The following is a 20,732-nucleotide window of genomic DNA, read 5'->3' as shown; positions in this document are numbered from 1 at the left end:
GTGACCTGGACACCTTCACCCGGACGTGTGACACAGCTATCGTCGGCCCCATGATTGATCATGTGCGCGACCTGGCGTCTGTACGTGACGCGACCGAGCGGCTGCTCACCGCAGCCGCGGAACTGAACAACGATTCGACCGCCGGCCCGTCACGGCTGCCGGGCTGGACCCGTGGCCATGTCCTCGCCCACCTGGCCCGGAACGCCGACGCGCTGGTGAACGTCCTCGCCGGCCGGCCCATGTATCCGAGCGCCGAGGCCCGGGACGCGGACATCGAGCGGGACGCCCCGAGGCCGCCGGCCGCACACCTCGCCGACCTGCGGGAGAGCGCGGCCCGCTTCGAGGCCGAGGCCGCCGTCCCCGCCGACTGGTCCCGCACCGTCACCCTGCGCAACGGCGTGACGGACTCCGCCTCCCGCGTGCCGTTCCGGCGCTGGGTCGAGGTCGAGCTGCACCACGTCGACCTCGGCGTCGGGTACGAGCTGGAGGACCTGCCGGCGGAGTTCGTCCAGCGGGAGATCTCGTTCCTCACGGCACGCTTCTCGGGAAATCCCGATGTGCCGCCCACCCGCGTCTCGGACGGCACGCGCGCGTGGAGCACCGGCCGCAAGGGCGCCCCGGACGACGCCACCATCACCGTCAGCGGCCCGGCGCCGGACCTGGTCGGCTGGCTCTCCGGCCGCCGCGACGGCTCCGCCTTGACGGCCGAAGCGGGCCTCCTGCCCGCCCTGCCCCCGCTATAGGCTGACGGACATGACGTACAGCGGAGCGGTGAAGGTCGGCGGGCCCGCGGATGTGCACGAGCTGTCGGACCTGATGATTTCGAAGGTCGCGGTCGGACCGATGGACAACAACGCGTACCTGCTGCGGTGCCGGGCCACCGGCGAACAGCTCTTGATCGACGCGGCCAACGACGCCGAGACGCTGCTGACGCTGATCGGTGACGACGGCATCGCGTCCGTCGTCACCACGCACCAGCACGGCGACCACTGGCAGGCGCTCGAAGCCGTCGTCGCGGCGACCCGCGCGCGGACGTACGCGGGCCGCGAGGACGTCGAGGGCATCCCCGTGCCGACGGACGTGGCGGTCGACGACGGCGACACCATCCGGGTCGGCCGCGTCGAGCTGACCGCCCGCCACCTGGTGGGCCACACTCCGGGGTCGATCGCGCTCGTCTACGACGACCCGCACGGCCACCCGCACGTGTTCACCGGCGACTGCCTCTTCCCGGGCGGTGTCGGCAACACGCGGAAGGACCCGGAGGCGTTCACGAGCCTCATGGACGACGTCGAGACGAAGATCTTCGGGGCGCTCCCCGACGAGACGTGGGTCTACCCCGGCCACGGCAACGACACGACGCTGGGCGCCGAGCGGCCCCATCTCGCGGAGTGGCGCGCGCGGGGCTGGTGAGACGGGGAGGGTGAACCGGGGGGACGGGGGGACGCGTCACGCGCCGGCGGCCACCAGCGCCGCCACCCGCTGCACGGCGAACGCGTACCCCTGCACCCCGCACCCGGCGATGACACCGTCGGCGCGCTGCGAGACGTAGCTGTGGTGCCGGAACGCCTCGCGCTGGTGGATGTTGGAGATGTGCACCTCCACCACCGGCAGCCCGTCGCAGGTGTTGAGGGCGTCCAGGATCGCGACGGACGTGTGGGAGTAGGCCGCGGGGTTGATGACGATGCCCGCGTGGTGCTCGCGCGCCTCGTGGATCCAGTCGATCAGCTCGCCCTCGTGGTTGCTCTGCCGCAGGTCCACCGTGCCGCCGTGCGCGGCCGCCGCCTCGGCGCACAGGGCCTCGACGTCGGCGAGGGTGTCGGAGCCGTAGATCTCGGGCTGGCGCTGCCCGAGGAGGTTCAGGTTCGGGCCGTTCAGGATCATGATCGGGGCGGTGGCGAGGCTGCGGGTACCGAGGGTCATGGAGGAGGTCTATCACGCCGACGGCGTGCGGCAACTCGCGTGCGCCCCCGGGGATCTCGCCCCTACGCTGCTGCGTATGACCATCGAGCCGCTGTATCCGCCCAAGCCCGCGCCCGGTGACCGCGTCGCCGTGATCTCGCCGTCCAGCGGCCTGCCGGAGCTCTTCCCCCTCCCCTTTGAACTGGGCCTGAAACGGCTGCGCGAGGAGTTCGGCCTCGAACCGGTGGAGTACCCCTCGACGCGCAAGATGGGCGCCACGCCCCGGCAGCGGGCCGACGACATCCACGCGGCGTTCGCCGACCCGTCCGTCAAGGCCCTGGTCGCGAGCATCGGCGGCGACGACCAGATCACCGTACTGCCGCATCTGGACCGCGAGTTGATTAGCGCGCACCCGAAGCCGTTCTTCGGCTACAGCGACAACACCAATCTGCTGGCCTTCCTCTGGCAGTGCGGCATCGTCGGCTACCACGGCGCGTCCGTGATGTGCGAGCTCGGCCGGCCGGGCGCGATGGCGCCCCTGACGGAGCGTTCGCTGCGCGCCGCGCTCTTCACGTCCGGGCCCTACGAACTGTCCCCCGCCGAGCGCTACCGCGACGTCGACCTGCCCTGGGAGGACCCCGCCCACTTCGCCGAGGAACCGCCGACCGAGCCCGGTGACGGCTGGTACTGGCACCGCCCCGACCACGTCGTGGAGGGCCGCTCCTGGGGCGGTGAGCTGGAGATCCTCTCCTGGCTCCTGATGGCGGACCAGGAGGTCTCGCGGGACCTGTCGGCGTACGACGGCTGCGTGCTGTTCCTGGAGACCTGCGAGGAACTGATCAGTGCCGAGCGGGTGTTCCGCATCCTGCGCAACATGGGCGAGCGCGGCTTGCTGCACCGCTTCCCCGCCCTCCTGATGGGGCGGGCCAAGGCCTGGTCCTTCGCCAACCCCCAGGACGCCGAGGCGAAGGCGGCCTACGCGCGTGAGCAGCGGGAGGCCGTGCTGCGGGCGCTCGACCTGTACGCGCCGCGGACCATGGCGGTCTTCGACGTGGACCTCGGACACACCGACCCGCAGGTGGTGATCCCCTACGGAGGGTTCGTACGGGTCGACGGGCCGGCGCGGCGCGTCACGGTGACGTACTGAGGTGACCGTTCGGCGACCGGCGCCCAACGGGGGGCCGGGCCCTACGGCGTGACCGCCAGCTCCAGGTACGCGGCGAACAGCACCAGGTGGACGCCGCCCTGGAGCGGGGTGGCGCGGCCCGGGACGACCGTGAGCGTGCCGACGATGACCGTGAGGGCGAGCAGCACCATATGGGTCGCGCCCAGGCCGAGGACGAGCGGCCCGGACAGCCACACGGAGGCGACCGCGACGGCCGGGATGGTCAGGCCGATGCTGGCCATGGCCGAGCCGAGGGCGAGGTTGAGGCTGGTCTGCACGCGGTCGCGGCGGGTGGCGCGCACGGCCGCGATGGTCTCGGGGAGCAGCACGAGCAGGGCGATGATCACGCCGACCACCGCGTGCGGCATGCCGGCGCTCGCCACGCCGGACTCGATCGTCGGCGAGACGCTCTTGGCGAGCCCCACCACGCCGATGAGCGCCAGCGCGAGCAGCCCCAGGCTGACCAGCGCCTGCCGCGAGGAGGGCCCCTCGGCGTGGCTGTCGGCGTCGATGACCTCGCCCTGTTTGGTGAGGGGCAGGAAGTAGTCGCGGTGGCGCACGGTCTGGGTGGTGACGAACAGCCCGTAGAGGACGAGCGCGGCGACGGCGGCGAAGGTGAGCTGGCTGGTGGAGAACTCCCGGCCCTGCTTGGTGGTGGTGAACGTCGGCAGGACCAGGCAGAGGGTGGCCAGGGTGGCGACGGTCGCGAGGGCGGCACCGGTGCCCTCGGGGTTGAAGACGGCGACGCGGTGGCGCAGCGCTCCGACCAGGAGGCAGAGCCCCACGATGCCGTTGCAGGTGATCATCACGGCGGCGAAGACGGTGTCGCGGGCGAGTGTGGAGCTCTTGTCGCCGCCGTCGGCCATGAGGGTGACGATCAGCGCCACCTCGATGATCGTCACCGCGATGGCGAGGACGAGCGAGCCGAAGGGTTCGCCGACGCGGTGGGCGATCACCTCGGCGTGGTGCACGGCGGAGAGCACCGCTCCCGCGAGGACCAGTGTCACCACGGCGACGACCACGCCGGGCAGGTCGCGCCCCCAGGTGAGGGCGAGGAGGACGACCGCGAGGAACGGGACCACGGTCGTCCACCGCATGACGAGCGCCCGGAGCCGAGTGACCATGGTTCGATGCTCCTCCGGGCGCTCGGGTGTCGCTACTCGGTGCCGCCCCCTGGGGCGGGTCGGTCGGGTGCGGGGGCGGGCAGGTGAGGGGTGGGCAGATGAGGGGACGGTCGGGCGGTCAGGCCTCGATGCTGTCCTTCTCGGTCTCCCCCGCGGCCGCGGCCTCGGCCGCCGCCTTCCGCTCCTGCTTCCTGGAGGCGATGAGGCTGGTGATCGTGGTGATCACCAGGACGCCGCAGATCACGGAGAGCGAGAGCGGGATGGAGATCTCGGGGACGTGCACCCCGGACTCGTGCAGGGCGTGCAGGACGAGCTTCACGCCGATGAAGCCGAGGATCACCGACAGGCCGTAGCTGAGGTGGACCAGCTTCCTGAGCAGTCCGCCGATGAGGAAGTACAGCTGGCGCAGACCCATCAGGGCGAAGGCGTTGGCGGTGAAGACGATGTACGGGTCCTGGGTGAGGCCGAAGATCGCCGGGATGGAGTCCATCGCGAAGAGCACGTCGGTGGTGCCGATGGCGAGCATGACGACCATGAGGGGCGTCATGATCTTCTTGCCGTTCCTGCGGATGAACAGCTTCGTGCCCTCGTACCGGTCCGAGACGCCGAACTTCTTCTCGACGGACTTCAGCAGGCGGTTCTCCTCGAACTCCTCTTCCTCGTCGTCGGAGCGCGCCTCCTGGATGAGCTTCCAGGCGGTGTAGATCAGGAACGCGCCGAAGATGTAGAAGACCCAGGAGAAGTTGGCGATGACCGCGGCGCCGGCGGCGATGAAGATCGCGCGCAGGACCAGGGCTATCAGCACACCGAACAGCAGCACGCGCTGCTGGAGGTGGGAGGGCACCGAGAACTTCGCCATGATCAGGATGAAGACGAAGAGGTTGTCCACGGAGAGGGACTTCTCGGTGATGAAGCCCGCGAAGAACTCGCCGGACGCCTGGCTCTCCCCGGCGACCAGCAGGCCGACGCCGAAGAGCGCCGCGAGGACGATCCAGACGACCGTCCAGATTCCGGCTTCCTTGATCGACACGTCATGGGGCTTGCGCCCGATGAGGAAGTCGACCGCGATCAGGGCACACAGCCCTAGAACGGTCGCTACCCACACGGTCATTGAAACGTCCACTGCGCCTCCGGCGTCGTACGGCTACTGATCAGCGTCGTCGCTGCCGGAGGTCTCTTCCACCCGGGGCGGGCACCGCCGCGCCTCGGACCGACGCCCCGGGACCGATGGCGGTCCGTATTGACGGGTACGTCGCAGTCGGGAGTACTCCCCTCCGCTGACACCAGAGTACGCGAAACACCAAGGATTGGTAAAGACGATGGCAAACAAAAGCCAAAAGCCCAGTTCGGCGGGGGCCTAAAGTCGCTTTACCGCTACGGCCGCGCCGCTCTTCGCGGGGCGTGCCGCGCCCTCACCGGCCGCCGGTGCGGCGGGCCGTGACGACCCGGGCCAGGAGCTCTCGAAGGGTCTGGCCGCCGGGCGGGAGGACCGGTGGGTCGTACGTCCAGGTGTGGCCGACCCAGGGATCGGCGAGGTGGTCGTCGGGCACCGGCGTCAGGCGCAGGAGGGCGCGCCACAGCGGGTCGAGCAGCGGGCCGTACTCGGCGGCGTCCTCGCGGTCGGCGACCATCATGAGGTGGACCCCGACGGCCGGGCCCTCGTCCGCGAGGTAGCGCAGCCGGGTCACGGCGCGGTCGTCGAAGCCGTGGGGGAAGTCGTTGACGATCAACAGCTGCTCGGCCGTGTCCAGGTCCGGGGGCAGTGCGTCGGCGGCGCCGCCGCGGATCGCCATCTGCACCAGGTCGACGCGCCGGGTGAGCCGGGCGAGGACCTCGGTGACACCGGCCGCGCCGGACGCCGGGGGCCCGGCGAGGACATCGGCCGTGACCAGCGGGGCGAGGGCGGCCGTCGCGGCGCCCGCCGGGTCGATGACGTGCACCTGGAACTCGCCGGGCGGGTGGACCGCGAGCAGCCGCGCGGCGTGCACGACCGCGGTGTCCATGGCCAGGCGGCGCAGCTCCGCGGGGTCGGTGCGGTGGTTGGTGAGCGCCTTGCCGCTGTCGATCCACAGGCCGCGCTCCAGCGGCAGCCGCACCAGCATCGGGATGCGCAGGCCGGGGCGCTCGGGGAGGTGGAGGTCGCCGAGGCGCAGGGCCATCGGGACCTCCATGGGCGCGCGGTAGGCGTGCCAGACGGGGCTGCTCCAGGCGGCGAACGCCGGGGGCAGGGCGGGTTCAACGACGTCGGCCTCGGCGGTGAGCTGGGCGAGGTCGCGGTCGAGGGCCGCCCTGGCCCGGCCGACGAGGTCGGCGTGCCGGGCGCGGGCGCGCTCGCGGGCGGCGTCACCGGCGCCGCCGATGCGGCTGCGGGGGTCGTCGAGGACCTTGTCCAGCTCCTGCTCCCTGCGGGAGTCGGCGAAATCGACGGCGCTTCGGTAGGCCGCCGTGGTGCGGGCCAGGTCTTCGAACATGCCCCACACCTGGTTGTAGAGCCGCTCGTCCATGGACCAGCCGGTGGCGTCACCCGCGACGGGCTGCGCGGGCCGACCCGGCTCGGCGGGAGGGATGGCGGGGGGCGGTACCGGGGGCGCGGTGGCCCGGCGGCCCGGGTGCGTGTAGTCGACGGGGCCGCCACCTGCCGCCCTGTCGCCCGCGGTGGCGGGCGCCGCGGGGCTGTCGCCTCCCGTCCGCCGTACAGGCGGGGCGGAGGGTCCTTGGGCCGGGCCTTGGTGGGCCGGACCTCGGTAGGCCTGGTGAGCTGGGTCCTGGTGGGCTTGAGCCTGGCGGGCCGGGCCTTGAAGGCCGTGGCGGACCGGGCCCTGGTGAGCTGGGTCTTGGTGAGCCTGGGGCTGGCGGGTCGGGTCCTGGTGGGTCGGGTCCCGGTCCCGGCGGGCTTGGCGGGCCTGGTCCTGGTGGGTCGGATGGACCGGGCCCTGGCCAGCCGGGTGGGCCGGGTCTCGGTGGGCCGGGTCTCGGTGGGCCGTCCCCTGCTGGGCCTGGGCCGTGAGGCCTGTGCGGGGGTCTTCGGTGAGGTGGGGCGGGGGCACGGAGCGGGCCAGGCCTTGGGCCACGGTGTCGTCGATGGCGGCCGCCAGTTCGCGGGCCTCGGGCAGGCCCTGGTCGGCGAGCATCTCGGCGAGGCCGCCCGTGTACCCCTGGCCGACGGCGCGGACCTTCCAGGCGCCCTGGCGGCGGTACAGCTCCAGGGCGATGACGGCGGACTCGGCGTCCAGACCGGTGAGGGTGAAGCCGGCGATCTCGGTGCCGTCGAGTCCGGTGACGGCGACGAAGGGGGCGGCCAGGCCGCGGAAGGTGGCCGGACCGGCGACGCCGGGGGGCAGCGCCAGCAGGACGTCGACCCGGTGGACGGCGTCCGGCAGGGCGTCGAGGTCCACGGCGAGGCGGTGGTCGGCGGCTGCCTGCCGGGACACCTGGAGGCCCGGCAGGGCGGGCGAGCCGGGGTGGGCCACCCACTCCACGCCGCGCACCTTGCCGTGGGCGTCGCTGAGCGTGGCCCCCGCCACCACCGGCCTGCCGGCCGAGACGCGGATCTCCAGGCGGGACCCGGGCAGCGGGTGGTTCTGCCCCCGCACCAGCTCGGCCGTCATCGCGTTCGTTCCCCCCTCGTACGTACGGACGTGCCGCGGCGGCACCCCCGAGCACCGCCGCGTGTCTACAGGTGCGGCAACGGCTACAGGTGCGGCAGCATCGAGGGCATCAGGTCCTGGAAGGTGCGGCCGTTGGCGGGGTTGCCGAGGGCCGTCATCTGCCAGCCCGCGCCCGCGCGGTGGACCTTCGCCATGATCTGGGCGGTGTACTGGCCGCCGCCGTCGAGGGTGTAGCGGGCCAGCTCCTGGCCGTTGGTCTCGTCGACCAGGCGGCAGAACGCGTTCTGCACCTCCTGGAAGGTCTGGCCGGTGAAGGAGTTCACCGTGAAGACGATCTGGTCGATGTGGACGGGGACCCGCTGGAGGTCGACCAGGATCGCCTCGTCGTCCCCGCCCTTGCCGACGCCGCCGACGAGGTTGTCGCCGGTGTGGCGCACCGAGCCGTCCTGGCTGACCAGGTGGTTGAAGAACACGACGTCGACCGGCTGCTTGTCGGCGAAGAGGACCGCCGAGGCGTCCAGGTCGATTTCGCGGGTGCGGGTGCCGAACAGGCCGCGGCGCGGGGCCGCCTGCCACCCGAGTCCCATGCGCACCGCGGACAGGGCGCCCCCGTCGTCCTTCTGCAGGCTGATGGCCTGACCCTTGGTCATGTTGACCGTCACGCGCTGTCCCCTCTCGAACTGCCTGGGCAACCGCCTCTCGCGGTTGCCCGGCAGCCTATGCAGTGCGGGTCGCCGCGGTGCCTCGCGGGCCGCACATTGTGGCGGTCCTGCAACAGAGCGGCCGACGGGCCGCTCCCCCCCCTTCCCCAGCCGTGCTTCCGGGCCCGCTAGGCCTGGCCGGCCTCCTTCATCTGCCGCAGCTCCTTCTTCATCTCCGACACCTCGTCGCGCAGTCGTGCGGCGATCTCGAACTGCAGGTCGGCGGCGGCCGCGCGCATGCGTGCGGTCATCTCCTCGATCTGCTCGGCCAGCTCGGCCGCGGGGCGGTCGGTCGGGACCTGTGCGCCCTTCTTGCCCTTGGCCTTGGCGGAGGTGGCGGCCTTGCCGGCCTTGGCCGCCTCGCCGCCGAGCGCGGGCACCGGCGCCTTGGCGCCCTTGCCCGCCTTCGGCTTGCGGTAGTCGGAGCCGAGCAGCTGTTCGGTGTCGACCTCCTCGCGCGCGATCGCCGACACGATGTCGTTGATCTTCTTGCGCAGCGGCTGCGGGTCGATGCCCCGCTCCTTGTTGTACGCGATCTGCTTCTCCCGGCGGCGGTTGGTCTCGTCGATGGCCTTCTCCATCGCCGGGGTGATCTTGTCGGCGTACATGTGGACCTGGCCCGAGACGTTGCGCGCCGCGCGGCCGATGGTCTGGATCAGGGAGGTGCCCGAGCGCAGGAAGCCCTCCTTGTCCGCGTCGAGGATCGCCACCAGGGAGACCTCGGGCAGGTCGAGGCCCTCGCGCAGGAGGTTGATGCCGACCAGGACGTCGTACTCACCGGCGCGCAGCTCGCGCAGCAGCTCGACGCGGCGCAGGGTGTCGACGTCGCTGTGCAGATAGCGGACCTGGATGCCCAGTTCCAGGAAGTAGTCGGTGAGGTCCTCGGCCATCTTCTTGGTGAGCGTGGTGACCAGGACGCGCTCGTCCTTCTCGGTACGGGTGCGGATCTCGTGCACCAGGTCGTCGATCTGCCCCTCGGTGGGCTTGACGACGACCTCGGGGTCGATCAGGCCGGTGGGGCGGATGATCTGCTCCACGAAGCCGTCGCCGCGCGACAGCTCGTACTTGCCCGGGGTGGCCGACAGGTAGACGGTCTGGCCGATGCGGCCGAGGAACTCCTCCCACTTCAGCGGGCGGTTGTCCATGGCGGAGGGCAGCCGGAAGCCGTGGTCGACCAGGGTGCGCTTGCGGGAGGCGTCGCCCTCGTACATCGCGCCGATCTGGGGGACCGTGACGTGCGACTCGTCCAGGACGAGGAGGAAATCCTCGGGGAAGTAGTCCAGGAGGGTGTTGGGGGCGGTGCCGGGGGCGCGGTCGTCGAAGTGCATGGAGTAGTTCTCCACGCCGGAGCAGGAGCCGATCTGGCGGAGCATCTCCAGGTCGTACGTGGTGCGCATGCGCAGACGCTGCGCCTCCAGCATCTTGCCCTGCTTCTCCAGCTCGGCCAGGCGCTCGGTCAGCTCCTTCTCGATGCCGGTGACCGCCTTCTCCAGGCGCTCCGGTCCCGCCACGTAGTGCGAGGCGGGGAAGACGTACAGGTGGTCGTCGTCGCTGATGACCTCGCCGGTGAGGGGGTGGAGGGTGGAGAGCGCCTCGATCTCGTCACCGAACATCTCGATGCGGACGGCCAGCTCCTCGTAGACCGGGAAGATCTCGATGGTGTCGCCGCGGACCCGGAAGGTGCCGCGGGTGAACGCCAGGTCGTTGCGGGTGTACTGGATGTCGACGAAGCGACGCAGCAGCTGGTCGCGGTCGATCTCGTCGCCCACCTTGAGCGGGACCATGCGGTCGACGTACTCCTGCGGGGTGCCGAGGCCGTAGATGCAGGAGACGGAGGCGACCACGATCACGTCGCGGCGGGTCAGCAGGGAGTTCGTCGCGGAGTGGCGCAGCCGCTCCACCTCCTCGTTGATCGAGGAGTCCTTCTCGATGTAGGTGTCCGACTGAGGGACGTAGGCCTCGGGCTGGTAGTAGTCGTAGTACGAGACGAAGTACTCGACGGCGTTGTTCGGCAGCAGCTCGCGGAACTCGTTCGCCAGCTGGGCGGCCAGCGTTTTGTTCGGCGCCATCACGAGCGTGGGGCGCTGGAGCTTCTCGATCATCCACGCGGTGGTGGCCGACTTGCCGGTGCCGGTCGCGCCGAGGAGGACGACATCCTTCTCGCCTGCGCGGATGCGCCGCTCCAGCTCGGCGATGGCCGCCGGCTGGTCGCCGCTTGGCTGGTACGGACTGACGACCTCGAAAGGTGCCACCGTGCGTTCGATCTTGGATACGGGCCGCATGGAATCCACCGTACGACCCAGCACTGACAACCGGGCCGGATCGGCCGCTCAGCGGTGCTCCCTCACCAGTTCTGCGGCGTGCGCGAGCCGGGCCGTCGGCTGCCGCGGCGGGGTGCGGGGACGCGCCGGAGGCCCGGGCGCCGGTCGGGGTACGAGCGGGCCGGGTGGCGGGGACGGGCCGCGCCGCCGGGAGGAGCGGGCCGGCCGGTCTGCGCGCGGTTCCTGGGGTCCTGGTGGCCGCCCATCACCATCAGCGGGTCGCACATCACGATGACGCCCGCCAGGAGCAGGAAGGCGAGGGGGCCGATCATCATCGGCGCGAGGATCTCGGCGGGCGAGGCACCGGCGGGCTCGGCCCCCGGGCCGTGCAGATGGACGCTGAGGGCGGCCATTCCGGTGTAGTGCATGCCGCTCACGGCCAGGCCCATGACGAGGCTGGCACCGAGGCTCCACAGGAAACCCCTGACCTGTGCGGCCGCCCAGAGCGCGGTGGTGGCGGCGACCATGGCGATCACCACGGACGCGGCGACCGTGAGGGTGTTGTACTCCAGCGTCCCGCGAAGACGCATACCGGCCATTCCCAGGTAGTGCATCGACGCCACGCCGAGGCCCGTGATCGTCCCGCCGGTGAACAGGGCGGTGCCGGTGGCGCCCCGGTAGCCGACGATGAAGATGCCGATGCCGACCATGAGGATGGCCACGGCGAGACTCGCGAAGGTCAGCGCCTTGTCGTAGTGGATGGGCGCCTCCTCGACGGTGAAGCCCATCATCGCCACGAAGTGCATGGTCCAGATCCCGGAGCCGATCGCGGCCGAGCCGAGCGCCAGCCAGCCGGGCCGCCAGGAGTGGGCGAGGAGCAGCGATCTGGTGGTGCAGCGCAGGCCGAGCGCTCCCCCGAGGCAGGCCATGACGTAGGCCACCACAGGTGTGACGACTCCGTAGCTGAACCCGTCGACCGTGCCCTGCATGCGCGGTAGCCCTTCCACCTATGGTGACCAAATGCCCTTGATCGCCCCATTTGCCCTCTGCCGTCGGTCGGCTGAGAGACCGTCGGCTGAGGCTGAGAGTAAAGCTCACTCCGGGACGCCCGACCGATTTTCCGGCAAACAATCGCGTCACCCGCGCGCGGGGTCCTCGACTTCGGCGACTCCGTTCAACGTGTGGCCATCCTGCACCTGTTTTCCGTTGGCCGTGGACTGTCACTCTCGACCGGTCCGCGATCTCACGACGCGAGGAGTACCCGTGTACGCACGCGCTGCCGCTGTCACCACCGCCGCCCTCCTGGGGGCCGGTGCGCTCGCCGTCCCCGCCGCTCCCGCCTCCGCCCGCACTCCTGCGGCGGTGCGCACGGCCGACCACGACAGACCGCTGGTCGTGGCGCACCGCGGGGCCTCCGCCTACGCCCCGGAGAACACCCTGGCGGCCATCGACAAGGCCCGCGACATGGGATTCCGCTGGGTCGAGAACGACGTCCAGCGCACCAAGGACGGCGAACTCGTGATCATGCACGACGACAACCTGAAGCGGACGACGAACGTCGAGGAGGTCTTCCCCGGCCGCGCGCCGTGGAAGGTCGCGGACTTCACCGCCGCGGAGATCGCGCGCCTCGACGCGGGCAGCTGGTTCAGCCCGAAGTACGCGGGTGAGCGGGTGCCGACCCTCAAGCAGTACATGCGCCGGGTCTCGCACAACCACCAGAAGCTCGTCTTCGAGTTCAAGAAACCCGAGCTCTACCCGGGCATCGAGAAGCAGGGCCTCCAAGTGCTGCGCGACACGGGCTGGCTCGACAAGCACCACGTCAAGAGCAAGCTCGTCGTCCAGAGCTTCAGCGCCGACAGCGTGCGGACCGTGCACGCGCTGCGGCCCGACGTGAAGACGGGCTTCCTCGGCACCCCGTCGGTCGCCGACCTGCCCGCGTACGCGAAGTTCTCCGACCAGATCAATTCGACGCACACCTCCCTCTCCGCTCCCTACGTCGCCGCGATCCACGCGCTCAAGGGCCCGCACGGCAAGCCCCTGGAGATCTTCACCTGGACCGTCAATGACACCGCCGGCGCGGTGCGCGCCGCGAGCTTCGGTGTGGACGGGATCATCAGCAACGCGCCCGACGTCGTCCGCAGGGCGCTGGAGGACGACTGAGGCACCGCTCGGCGGACGCGTTGTCAGTGGGCGGTCGTACGGTGGTCGGCATGAACGAGGACCAGCGTCAGGCCGTGTGGGCCGTCGTCGGCAGCGACATCGGCCCCCTGCTGCTCGCCGCGACCGGTGAGGGGCTCGTCATGGTGGCCTTCCACGCCACGGACGACGTGCGGGACAGGACCCTGGAGCGGCTGGGCACCCGGCTGGGCGCCGAGCCGCTCCACGCGCCGGACTCCCCCTTGCTCGCCGAGCCGATACGCCAGCTCGCGGCCTACTTCGCGGACGAGCGGCGCGACTTCGAGCTGCCGCTGGACTGGTCGCTGATCTCCGGCTTCAACCGCCAGGTGCTGCGGGAGCTCGCCGCCGGCGTCCCGTACGGGTCGGTGGTGGGCTACGGGGACCTGGCCCGTCGTGTCGGCCAGCCGGGCGCGGCACAGGCCGTGGGCGTCGCGATGGGTTCCAACCCGCTGCCGGTCGTGGTGCCGTGCCACCGCGTGGTGGAGAGCGACGGAGGCATCGGCGGCTTCGGCGGAGGCCTGGAGACCAAGCGGCGACTGCTCGCGCTGGAGGGGGTCCTGCCGCAGCCGCTGTTCTGAGTCCCTGGCAGGAGCCTGCCTCAGCCGCTGTTCTGAGGCCCTGGCGGGCAGCCTTCCGCAGCCAGTTTTCTGACGGCGTGGCGGGGGTGATTGCGCGGGCCCGCGCCGAGGGACCGCGGGGATGCTCGCGCGGTGCCGTGCCGACGTAACCCTGTTCCGTGTCCCTCGCGCCCCTGGCACACTGCGTCAGTGACCAACACCGTCGACGCCCCTGACATACCCGCGCCGGAGTCGCTGCCCGCCTTGCGGCGCCGCACGACCGCGGTACTGATGACCAGTCAGATACTGGGCGGGCTCGGGATACCGATCGGCATCGCGCTGGCTCCGGTGCTCGCCACCGAGGTGAGCGGGACGGAGGCGCTGTCGGGCCTCGCGCCCACCGCGTCCGTGGCCGGCACGGCCCTGCTCTCGCTGCCCCTCGCCGCGCTGATGACCGCACGCGGACGGCGTGCGGGGCTCGTCCTCGCGTATGTGATCGGCGCGTGCGGCGCGGGGCTCGTGGTGCTGGCGTCGGTCGTCGGGAGTTTCGCGCTGCTGCTGCTCGGCATGGCCGCGTTCGGCGCTGGCTCGCTGGCCAATCTGCAGGCCCGGTTCGCCGCGGCCGACCTGGCCGAGCCCGAGCGGCGGGGCCGTGCCATCTCGCTCGTCATCTGGGCCACGACCATCGGCTCGGTGCTCGGCCCGAACATCGCCGCGCCCACGAGCCGCGCCTTCTCCGGCACCGCCATCCCCGAGGAGGCCGGACCGTTTCTCTTCGCCGCCGGGATCTTCGCCGTCGCCGCGCTGGTGGTGGCGGTGCTGCTGCGCCCCGATCCGCTGCTCACCGCCCGCGCCCTGGCCCCGCGGGAGGACGAGAACGCGCAGAGCCGCTCGCTGCGGGCCGGTGTCGCCGCGGTGGCCGCCTCGCCGATGGCCCGGCTCGCGCTGGTGACGGTGACCGTGTCGCACACGGTGATGGTCTCCATCATGGTGATGACCCCGGTCGACCTGGGACACCACGGGGCGAGCCTGCAACTGGTCGGCCTGGTGATCAGCGGCCACATCGCGGGCATGTACGCGTTCTCGCCGGTGATGGGCTGGCTCGCCGACCGGTTCGGCCGGCTGTCCGTGATCGGCCTGGCGGTGGGGCTGCTGTGCTGCGCGGCGCTCCTGGCCGGGACGGCGGGGCCCAGTCACGGCCAGACCGCCGCCGGCCTCTTCCTGCTCGGCCTCGGCTGGTCCGCGGGCCTGGTCTCCGGTTCCGCGCTGCTCACCGACTCGGTGGCACAGCCGGCCCGGGCCGCGGTGCAGGGCCTTTCGGACCTGACGATGAACGCGGCGGCCGGCGTCGGCGGGGCGCTCGCGGGCCTGATCGTCGCCCGGGCGAGCTACGGCTGGCTCAACCTCGTCGGGGTCTGCGTCCTGCTGCCGATGGCCGCGCTCGCCGTGCGCAGGGCGGTGTCGACCGGGAAGGCGTGACAGGTCCCCGGGCCGGGGGGGTCGGTGTCAGGGGCAGGGGCAGGGGCAGGGGCAGGGTCAGGGCGAGGGCAGCGGTCAGGGCAGCGTGATGTGGTACGCCTTGCGCAGCGTCTCGTGCACCGTCCAGGTCGTCCGGTCGCCCTCGCGCAGTACGGCCGCGTCACCGGGGCCGATCTCCAGCGTGTCGCCGCCCTCGACCTCGACGGTGGCGCGGCCGCTGACGACCACGAAGAGTTCGTTCGCCTCGGTGTCGGTGACCACGCCCGGCGTGATCTGCCAGATGCCGCGCAGCTGCTTGCCGTCGGCGGACTCCCACAGCACCTTGCCGGTCACCTCGGGGGAACCGGAAACGATCTGTTCCGGATCGAGCGGCTCGGCCTCCAGTTCCACATCCGGAATATGGACGGCAAAAGACGCGACACTCTGATCATTCGTGGTCATGGCCGGTCACCCTAGCCGGGTGCTGGGACGGGACCCGAACGGGGCCCGCGTGGGCCCCGGCGGACGTCAGCTCTCGTCGTAGTGGCGGGCCTCGAAGATGTTCCCGTCCGGATCACGGAAGTAGAAGCTGCTCGGGGCCTTGCCGAGAGCGCCGAAGGAGTCGTGCGAGAAGTCCGACACCGGCGTGCCGTTCTCCTCCAGGCGGGCGCGCAGCGCCTCGAAGTCGGCCTTGGGGAACGCCAGACAGACGTGGTTGACGGGGTGGCCCGCGCTCTTGTCGGCATCCGGAAGGACACTCATGCGTTCCGCGAACGTCAGCGGCGCGAGGTCGAAGATGGTCTCCTCATTGACCCGTACGGACGGGAAGGCCGCCTTGCCGGCCGTGAACTGCTCGACGCGCAGGGGCTCCAGGCCCACCGTCTTCTCGTAGAAATCGACTGCCGCCAGAGGGTCGCGCACCCACAGGACGATGTGGTCGAGACGGGTCGTGTTATTTGCCATGCCCCAAGGCTGCTGTCCCGCGCGGTGTCCCGCAAGGGGGTTTGGCGGGGCCCGCCGCCCGCCAGGGATGAGGGGAGACCCGACTGGCAGGAGGCAGGCCCGTGTTGGTGGTGTCCGACGAGGTGCGGGCGGCTGTCGCCCGGCGACGCGCCGTGGTGGCCCTGGAGTCCACGATCATCGCGCACGGCCTGCCGCGGCCGCGCAACCTCCGGGTGGCGAAGGAACTCGAGGCGGCCGTGCGCGAGGAGGGCGCCGTCCCCGCGACCATCGCCGTCCTGGACGGCAGGCCCCACGTCGGCCTGGACGCCGGGCAGTTGGAGCGGGTCGCGCGCGGGGACGGCATCCGCAAGCTGGGCCACCGCGATCTGCCGCTCGCCGTGGCGACGGGGGCGAGCGGGGCGACCACGGTGTCGGCGACGGCGTCGCTCGCCGCGCGCGCGGGCGTGCGGGTGTTCGCGACCGGCGGGCTCGGCGGCGTGCACCGGGGGTGGACGGTGACGCAGGACGAGTCGGCGGACCTGGGGCTGCTCGCCCGCACCAGGGTCACGGTGGTGTGCGCGGGCGTGAAGTCGATCCTGGACGTGGGGGCGACGCTGGAGCGCCTGGAGACGCTGGGGGTCGCGGTCGCCGGGTACCGGACGAACCGTTTCCCCGGCTTCTACCTCGTCGACTCCGGGCACGGCGTGGACTGGACCCTGGACAGTCCCGAGGAGGTCGCCGACGTGATGGGGGCGCAGGACGCGCTCGGTGGGCCCGACGCGGCGCTGATCGTGGCGAACCCTGTGCCGTCCGAGGAGCAGCTCGATCCCGTGCTCCACGCGCGCGTGCTGGACGAAGCGCTGCGGGACTGCGAGGAGCGGGGGATCACGGGGCAGGCGATCACGCCGTTCCTGCTGGACCAGTTGACGCGTCGGACCCGAGGGGCGTCGCTGGAGGCCAACCTCGCGGCGGTCCGGGGCAACGTACGGCTCGCGGGACGGGTCGCCGCGGCCTGGGCCGGGCGCTGAGGTCCGGGTGGCGCCGCGCTCGGCCCAGGGTCTGCTCGTCGTCGGGGACGTCGTCACGGACATCGTCGCCCGGCACCGTACGCCGCCGGTGCCGGGCACCGACACGGCCGCCGCCATCCGGACCGTGCCGGGCGGCGCGGGGGCCAATGCGGCGTGTTGGGCGGCGCGTTGGGGCGGGGCGGACGTGCGCCTGCTCGGCCGGGTGGGGGCCGACTCCGCCGCGTGGCACGAGGCGGCCCTCACGCGCGCGGGGGTGCGGCCCCGGCTCGTCGTCGACCCGCGGGCGCCGACCGGGACGGTGATCTGCCTGGTGGACGAGGGCGCGGGTGCCGAGCGGACGTTCCTCACGGACAGCGGTGCCGCGCTGCGGCTCTCCCCCGCCGACTGGTCGCCCGAGCTGCTCGACGGCGTGGCGTGGCTGCATCTGTCCGGCTATCTGTTCTTCGCCGGGCCCAGTCGGGCGGCGGCCGGGGCGGCGCTGGCTTCGGCACGCGCGCGTGGCGTGCCGGTGAGCGTCGATCCGGCGTCGGCGGGGTTCCTCGGGGAGCTGGGCGTGGAGCGGTTCCTCGCGGCGGCGGAAGGGGTCACCGTGCTGCTGCCCAGCCGGGACGAGGCGGTCCTGCTCACCGGGCTCCCCGATGCGTCGGACGCGGCGGTGGCACTCAGCCGCCGGTTTCCCGTGGTGGCGGTCACCTCGGGCGCCGAGGGGGCGGTGGTGGCCCGGGGCGGCGAGCTGGTCGGGCGGGTTGCCGCGGTGCCCGCGCGGGTGCGGGACACGACGGGCGCGGGTGACGCCTTCACCGGGGCGCTTCTCGCCTCGCGGCTGGCGGGGGCGGGGCTCCTGGAGGCGGTGACGGAAGGCTGCCGGGCGGGCGGCGAGGCGGTACAGAGGATCGGAGGACGCCCGGCCTGAGGCACGCGTGCGTCATGGCGCCCGAGCACCGACGGCCCCCGCGCCGGCCGTCATGCGCGTCATTGCTCCACGCCCCCGCGCAAGTCAGCCCTCCGCGCCGGCCGCCACGCGCATCGCCGCTCCCCGCCCCTCTGCCAGTCGGCCCCCCGCGCCCCTTGCGCCGCCTCACGGCTCAACGTGCGCCTGCGCCAGCCGCCTCCCCCTTACGCACATGCACATCCCCGCACCCCGCGAGGGGTGGGCCCCCGCGCCCCTGGAGGCGCGGGGTGGGGCTTTCCGCCGGTTACTGCTTTCTGCCCCACGCCGAGATCAGCGGCGGGGTCGCCACGTCCAACGTCTGTGTGGCGATGTCGGACAGGTGGCCGTCGATGTCGTCCGGGGTCGCCAGGCCCGCCGCGATCAGATCGGGGCGGAGCTGCTGGAGCGTCGCGGTCTCCAGGGCCGCGCAGGCCGGCGAGGCCAGCGGGAAGTACGCGTCGGACTCCACCTGGCGCAGGCCGGCCTCGCGCAGCAGGCGGGGCAGCCGGCGGCCGTACGCGAGGTCGGCGCCGCGCCCGGCCAGCAGCGTGCGCACGGCGTGGCGCAGCCGGTTGGCCGTCTCCTGCGCGGGCCCGTACTCGTCGGGGCAGGCCAGCGGCTGGAGCGCGGGGTCGGCCTCCTCGATCAGGAGTCTGCCGCCGGGCCGCAGCGCCCTGAGCATCGACTTCAGGGCGTGCTCCTGGTCGGCGACGTCGGCCAGGACGAGCCGGGCGTGCACCAGGTCGAAGGATTCGATGGGCGGCGGGTCGGCGGCGACGTCGTGCGTGCGCACCGCGAGAGGTGAGCGCGCGGCCCGGGTCTGCCAGGAGATGTCGATGTCCGTCGCGAGAACCCTGCCGGTGGGGCCGACCCGCTTGGCGAGCCATGAGATCACCGACGTGCCGCCCGCGCCCACCTCCCAGCAGCGCCAGCCGGGTCCGATGCCGAGGCGTTCGATGTGCCCGAACGTCGTGCGGTCGAAGAGGGCGGCGTAGGCGGCGAAGTCCTGCTTCGCCTGGGCCTGGCGGGCGTCGGAGAGCTGACGGGGGTCGGGGAGCTGCCGAGGGTCGAGGAGGTGGCCGTCGATTCGCGTCATGACCGAATTATCACCATTTTGCCGCTCGCTCCTGGTAGGCGGAACCGGACATTCCGGAGTGGAATGCTCCGTTCCCACAGGCACCGGCAGAGTCGGCGACCGCCCTGGCAGACTGGCACGTCACGTCATCAGCGCGAGGAGCCCCACATGTCGATGACAGGCAACCTGCGGAAGGTCGGAAGCCTGGGCAAGGCCGGAGGTCTGCGGAAGGTCGGCGGCCTGCGCAGAGTGGCCCGCCTGGCCCGGCGCGGCGCGCGCGTCGACCTGAGCCACCCGGCCCGCTCCCCGCTGGGCTCCTCGGTGGTGAACTGCGTGACGTACCGCAAGGGAGTGCGCAGGACCGCGGGCCGGGACCTGGTCGAGTCCGTGGAGGCCGTCCGCAAGTCCGACGACGGCTTCGTCTGGCTGGGGCTGCACGAGCCGACGGAGCAGGAGTTCGCGGGCGTCGCCGACCTCTTCGACCTGCATCCGCTCGCCGTGGAGGACGCGGTGCACGCGCACCAGCGCCCGAAGGTGGAGCGATACGACCACACGCTGTTCGCCGTCTTCAAGACCGTCTGCTACGTGGAGCACACCGAGCTGACCGCGACCAGTGAGGTCGTGGACACCGGCGAGATCATGGTGTTCGTCGGCCGCGATTTTGTCATCACGGTCCGGCACGGCCGGCACGGCTCGCTCGGCCCGCTGCGCGAGGAGCTGGAGGCCTCTCCCGAGCAGCTGGCGCAGGGTCCGGCCGCCGTGCTGCACGCGATCGCGGACCAGGTCGTGGACGACTACCTCGCGGCGACGGACGCGGTGCAGTCGGACATAGACCAGGTCGAGATGGCCGTCTTCGCCCCGGACGGCGAGCGGCTCGACCCCGGCCGCATCTACCAGCTCAAGCGCGAACTGCTGGAGCTGAAGCGGGCGGTGGTGCCGCTGGGCCGCCCGCTCCAGGTGCTCGCCACCCAGCCGATGCGGGTCATCGCCCCGGAGATACAGGCGTACTTCCGGGACGTGGACGACCATCTGAAGCGGGCCACCGAGCAGATCGCCGCCTTCGACGAGTTGCTCAACTCGATCCTCCAGGCGCACCTGGCCCAGGTGTCCGTCGCGCAGAACGAGGACATGCGGAAGATCACCGCCTGGGCGGCGGTCGTCGCGGTGCCGACGATGGTCTGCGGCATGTACGGCATGAACTTCGATCACATGCCGGAACTGCACTGGCGGTTCGGTTATCCGCTGATCATGAGCCTGGTCGCGACGGCCTGCCTGGCGCTGTACCGGGGGTTCCGGCGCAGCGGCTGGCTGTGACCCCGCCCGTCGGCCGGGCCTGACTCCAGGCGGTCGATCCGGAGCGGGGGCCGGCCGGTCAGCCCTTGGCGTACACGCTCTCGACCCAGCCCGCGAGCTGGTCCTCGGTGAGGTGCTTGGCCAGGTCGGCCTCGCTGATCATGCCGACGAGCCGCTTGTTCTCGATCACCGGCAGGCGGCGGATCTGATGGCCCTGCATCTCCCGCAGGACCTCGTCGACGTCGGCGCCCGAGTCGATCCAGCGCGGGGTGCCCTTGGCCAGGGAGCCGGCGGTCACCTGCGAGGGGTCGTGCCCCATGGCCACGCAGCCGATCACGATGTCGCGGTCGGTGAGGATGCCGCAGAGCCGTTCGCTCTCGTCGGCGATGGGCAGCGCGCCCACGTCGAGTCGGCGCATCAGCTGGGCGGCGCGGTCCAGGGTCTCGTGCTCGGGGATCCACTGGGCGCCCCGGTGCATGATGTCTCCGGCGGTGGTCATCGCTGCCTCCCGT

General features: G+C 72.0%; 20 protein-coding genes. 9 read left to right on the top strand and 11 right to left on the bottom strand.

The features are described from left to right. Positions 1-50: 50 nt before the first annotated feature. Positions 51-743 (top strand): maleylpyruvate isomerase family mycothiol-dependent enzyme, encoded by a 693-nt coding sequence (locus ABZ385_RS30585; protein WP_358586506.1) that lies wholly within the window; start codon positions 51-53, stop codon positions 741-743. A 10-nt stretch (positions 744-753) separates the two neighbouring features. Then, complete coding sequence (locus ABZ385_RS30580) at positions 754-1,410, top strand: MBL fold metallo-hydrolase (protein ID WP_358586504.1); 657 nt, start codon at positions 754-756, stop codon at positions 1,408-1,410. Between the two features lie 36 nt (positions 1,411-1,446). Here the strand turns inward: ABZ385_RS30580 and aroQ are convergent, their stop codons facing one another. Then, positions 1,447-1,920, bottom strand: coding sequence for a type II 3-dehydroquinate dehydratase (gene aroQ, locus ABZ385_RS30575; protein WP_358586502.1), 474 nt, complete (start codon positions 1,918-1,920; stop codon positions 1,447-1,449). Between the two features lie 76 nt (positions 1,921-1,996). On the opposite strand from aroQ, the gene ABZ385_RS30570 reads away from it, so the two are divergent. Then, positions 1,997-3,046 carry a S66 peptidase family protein gene (locus ABZ385_RS30570; protein WP_358586500.1) on the top strand — a complete coding sequence of 350 codons (1,050 nt, stop codon included), beginning with the start codon at positions 1,997-1,999 and terminating at the stop codon, positions 3,044-3,046. 41 nt (positions 3,047-3,087) lie between these two features. Here ABZ385_RS30570 and ABZ385_RS30565 read toward each other — a convergent pair whose 3' ends face one another. From ABZ385_RS30565 to ABZ385_RS30540, 6 genes are all read right to left on the bottom strand, one after another. Beyond that, on the bottom strand, positions 3,088-4,188 hold the full coding sequence (locus ABZ385_RS30565; protein WP_358586498.1) for an ionic transporter y4hA: 1,101 nt from the start codon (positions 4,186-4,188) through the stop codon (positions 3,088-3,090). Positions 4,189-4,306: 118 nt separating this feature from the next. Continuing rightward, complete coding sequence (locus ABZ385_RS30560) at positions 4,307-5,311, bottom strand: TerC family protein (RefSeq protein ID WP_358586496.1); 1,005 nt, start codon at positions 5,309-5,311, stop codon at positions 4,307-4,309. Positions 5,312-5,600: 289 nt separating this feature from the next. Further along, positions 5,601-7,796, bottom strand: coding sequence for a TerD family protein (locus ABZ385_RS30555; RefSeq protein WP_358913939.1), 2,196 nt, complete (start codon positions 7,794-7,796; stop codon positions 5,601-5,603). An 83-nt stretch (positions 7,797-7,879) separates the two neighbouring features. Beyond that, positions 7,880-8,458, bottom strand: a complete 579-nt coding sequence (locus ABZ385_RS30550; RefSeq protein WP_358586492.1) for a TerD family protein — start codon at positions 8,456-8,458, stop codon at positions 7,880-7,882. 167 nt (positions 8,459-8,625) lie between these two features. Continuing rightward, a complete protein-coding gene (gene uvrB, locus ABZ385_RS30545; protein WP_358586490.1) occupies positions 8,626-10,779 on the bottom strand; it encodes an excinuclease ABC subunit UvrB in 2,154 nt (717 codons plus the stop codon). 62 nt (positions 10,780-10,841) lie between these two features. Next, positions 10,842-11,747 (bottom strand): MHYT domain-containing protein, encoded by a 906-nt coding sequence (locus ABZ385_RS30540; protein WP_358586488.1) that lies wholly within the window; start codon positions 11,745-11,747, stop codon positions 10,842-10,844. A gap of 274 nt (positions 11,748-12,021) precedes the next feature. On the opposite strand from ABZ385_RS30540, the gene ABZ385_RS30535 reads away from it, so the two are divergent. From ABZ385_RS30535 to ABZ385_RS30525, 3 genes are all read left to right on the top strand, one after another. Continuing rightward, the gene (locus tag ABZ385_RS30535) at positions 12,022-12,918 is read left to right on the top strand and encodes a glycerophosphodiester phosphodiesterase family protein (RefSeq protein ID WP_358913938.1); all 897 of its coding nucleotides are present in this window, start codon (positions 12,022-12,024) and stop codon (positions 12,916-12,918) included. A gap of 50 nt (positions 12,919-12,968) precedes the next feature. Then, positions 12,969-13,514, top strand: coding sequence for a methylated-DNA--[protein]-cysteine S-methyltransferase (locus ABZ385_RS30530; protein ID WP_358913937.1), 546 nt, complete (start codon positions 12,969-12,971; stop codon positions 13,512-13,514). A 189-nt stretch (positions 13,515-13,703) separates the two neighbouring features. Next, positions 13,704-14,972 (top strand): MFS transporter, encoded by a 1,269-nt coding sequence (locus ABZ385_RS30525; protein WP_358586482.1) that lies wholly within the window; start codon positions 13,704-13,706, stop codon positions 14,970-14,972. Between the two features lie 75 nt (positions 14,973-15,047). On the opposite strand, the gene ABZ385_RS30520 is transcribed toward ABZ385_RS30525, so the two are convergent. Together ABZ385_RS30520 and ABZ385_RS30515 are read right to left on the bottom strand one after the other, a co-directional pair. Then, entirely contained in the window at positions 15,048-15,413 is a 366-nt protein-coding gene (locus ABZ385_RS30520) for a cupin domain-containing protein (protein WP_358586480.1), read from the bottom strand. A 66-nt stretch (positions 15,414-15,479) separates the two neighbouring features. Continuing rightward, complete coding sequence (locus tag ABZ385_RS30515; protein WP_358586478.1) at positions 15,480-15,914, bottom strand: VOC family protein; 435 nt, start codon at positions 15,912-15,914, stop codon at positions 15,480-15,482. 101 nt (positions 15,915-16,015) lie between these two features. Here ABZ385_RS30515 and ABZ385_RS30510 point away from each other — a divergent pair, with 101 nt between their 5' ends. Next, entirely contained in the window at positions 16,016-16,921 is a 906-nt protein-coding gene (locus ABZ385_RS30510) for a pseudouridine-5'-phosphate glycosidase (RefSeq protein WP_358913936.1), read from the top strand. A gap of 7 nt (positions 16,922-16,928) precedes the next feature. Further along, positions 16,929-17,834, top strand: coding sequence for a PfkB family carbohydrate kinase (locus ABZ385_RS30505; protein WP_358913935.1), 906 nt, complete (start codon positions 16,929-16,931; stop codon positions 17,832-17,834). A gap of 283 nt (positions 17,835-18,117) precedes the next feature. Here ABZ385_RS30505 and ABZ385_RS30500 read toward each other — a convergent pair whose 3' ends face one another. Further along, positions 18,118-18,948, bottom strand: a complete 831-nt coding sequence (locus ABZ385_RS30500) for a methyltransferase domain-containing protein (protein ID WP_358586377.1) — start codon at positions 18,946-18,948, stop codon at positions 18,118-18,120. Between the two features lie 147 nt (positions 18,949-19,095). Here ABZ385_RS30500 and ABZ385_RS30495 point away from each other — a divergent pair, with 147 nt between their 5' ends. Further along, a complete protein-coding gene (locus ABZ385_RS30495) occupies positions 19,096-20,241 on the top strand; it encodes a magnesium and cobalt transport protein CorA (protein ID WP_358586375.1) in 1,146 nt (381 codons plus the stop codon). A gap of 58 nt (positions 20,242-20,299) precedes the next feature. On the opposite strand, the gene ABZ385_RS30490 is transcribed toward ABZ385_RS30495, so the two are convergent. Continuing rightward, the gene (locus tag ABZ385_RS30490) at positions 20,300-20,719 is read right to left on the bottom strand and encodes a CBS domain-containing protein (RefSeq protein WP_358586373.1); all 420 of its coding nucleotides are present in this window, start codon (positions 20,717-20,719) and stop codon (positions 20,300-20,302) included. Positions 20,720-20,732 lie beyond the last annotated feature (13 nt).

The sequence above is a fragment of the Streptomyces sp. NPDC005898 genome (genome assembly GCF_040629635.1).
Lineage (GTDB): Bacteria > Actinomycetota > Actinomycetes > Streptomycetales > Streptomycetaceae > Streptomyces.
This window is presented reverse-complemented; position numbering and strand designations above follow the sequence as displayed.